Annotated in this window: 2 protein-coding genes; one reads left to right on the top strand and one right to left on the bottom strand. The window is 64.5% G+C overall.

From position 1 onward, the window contains the following. Positions 1-32: 32 nt before the first annotated feature. Entirely contained in the window at positions 33-284 is a 252-nt protein-coding gene (locus tag SAS01S_RS21895; protein ID WP_066813348.1) for a GlsB/YeaQ/YmgE family stress response membrane protein, read from the bottom strand. A gap of 153 nt (positions 285-437) precedes the next feature. Here SAS01S_RS21895 and SAS01S_RS21890 point away from each other — a divergent pair, with 153 nt between their 5' ends. Beyond that, positions 438-1,796 carry an NAD-dependent succinate-semialdehyde dehydrogenase gene (locus SAS01S_RS21890; protein ID WP_066813345.1) on the top strand — a complete coding sequence of 453 codons (1,359 nt, stop codon included), beginning with the start codon at positions 438-440 and terminating at the stop codon, positions 1,794-1,796. Positions 1,797-1,847: the final 51 nt, after the last annotated feature.

Here is a 1,847-nt window from a genome sequence, read left to right as displayed (position 1 = left end):
GGCGGGGGCAACCCGCCGATCCGCCACTGTGATCAGGCGATATGCAGCAGCCGCGCGACGAAGATCAGCACCATGCCGCCAAGGATCGACGCGATCAGACCCGCTGGATGGAACGGCTCACCCGCCCTGCGATTGGTCAGCTGCAAGACGAAACCGGCGACGAACGACCCGGCGATGCCCAGCAGGATGGTGACGATCCAACCGACATGGACGGGGCCGGGGTAGAACCAGCGTGCCAGTGCGCCGACGATCAATCCGACGATGATCATGCGGATGATACCCATTATTCTCTCTCCCTTAAGCCTGTGACGTCAGCAGGATTGCATGACCATTCCGGTTGCACAATGACTCGTTCGAGGAGTCGTTCCACAGAGATCCGGACTGTGGGACCCGGCATCGGAGCCGCGCGTTCGGTTGACCGAAAGAAGAGGAGCGCCATGTTCACCAGCACCAATCCAGCCACCGGCGAACCGGGCGGGAGCTTCGCCGAACTGACCGATGCGCAGGTCGACGCGCGGCTGGCCAAGGCGCACGATGCCTTCCTTGCATGGCGCGAGAGCAGCCTCGACGACCGCATGACCTTGCTTCGCCATATCGCCGAGCGGTTCGAGGACGACAAGGATCGGCTGGCGCGCATCGCCACCGAGGAAATGGGCAAGACGTTGAAATCGGCGGTCGCCGAGGTGGAGAAATGCGCCTCCGCCTTCCGTTATTATGCGCGGCATGGGGCACAGCTGCTCAAGGCGGTCGAGGTCGACACCCCGGTCGGCCATGCCGTCGCGCGCTGGCTGCCGATGGGTCCGGTGCTCGCGGTGATGCCGTGGAATTTTCCCTATTGGCAGGTGGTCCGCTTCGCCGCGCCGGCGATCATGGCCGGCAATGTCGGGCTGTTGAAACATGCCTCGTCGGTCCAGGGCTGCGCCGCCGCGCTCGAGGAGACGATCCTGGCGGGCGGGACGCCCGAAGGCCTGTTCCAGAACCTGGCGATCAAGTCGGGCAAGGTCGCCGAGCTGATTGCCGACGACCGCATCGTCGCGGTGACGCTGACCGGCAGCGAGGGCGCCGGAGCGAAGGTTGCCGAGGCTGCCGGCCGCGCGCTCAAGAAAGTCGTGCTCGAGCTCGGCGGATCGGATCCGTTCGTCGTCATGCCCTCCGCCGATATCGCGCTCGCCGCCAAGACCGCGGTCACTGCGCGGATCCAGAATACAGGCCAGTCGTGCATCTGCGCCAAGCGGATGATCGTCCATGCCGATGTCTATGACGCCTTCATGGAAACCTTTTCGGCCGGCATGAAAGCCGTGAAGACCGGCGACCCGATGGACCCGGCAACCGAGATGGGGCCGTTATCGTCCGAAGAGCAGCGCGAGACTGTGCTCGGCCAGATCGCCAAGTTTCGCGACGCCGGCGCGACCCTGCTGTTCGGCGCGGAGAAACCCGATTTGCCCGGCGCCTATCTGACGCCCGGCGTGCTGGTCGATGTCGATCCCGACAGCGATGTCGCCAAGGAGGAAGTGTTCGGTCCGGTCGCGATGGTGTTCAAGGTCAAGGATATCGACGAGGCCATAGCGCTCTCGAACGACGTGCCGTTCGGGCTGGGATCGTCGGTCTGGACCAATGACGATGCGGAAAAGGAGCGCTTCGCCCGCGACATCGCCGCCGGCATGACAGCGGTCAACCGCATGCTCTCCTCGACTCCCGAAGCGCCGTTCGGCGGGATCAAACGTTCGGGCCATGGCCGCGAACTCGGCCCCTGGGGCCTGCACGAATTCATGAACCTGAAGGCCGTTATCGGCTGATCGCCGTCATCTGACTGCCCGTCATCAGGCCATTCCGTCATCCCAGCGCAA

Source organism: Sphingomonas asaccharolytica NBRC 15499 (genome assembly GCF_001598355.1).
GTDB classification, from domain to species: Bacteria; Pseudomonadota; Alphaproteobacteria; order Sphingomonadales; family Sphingomonadaceae; genus Sphingomonas; species Sphingomonas asaccharolytica.
The sequence above is the reverse complement of the archived record's forward strand: the minus strand, read 5'-3'. Positions and strand labels throughout refer to the sequence as shown.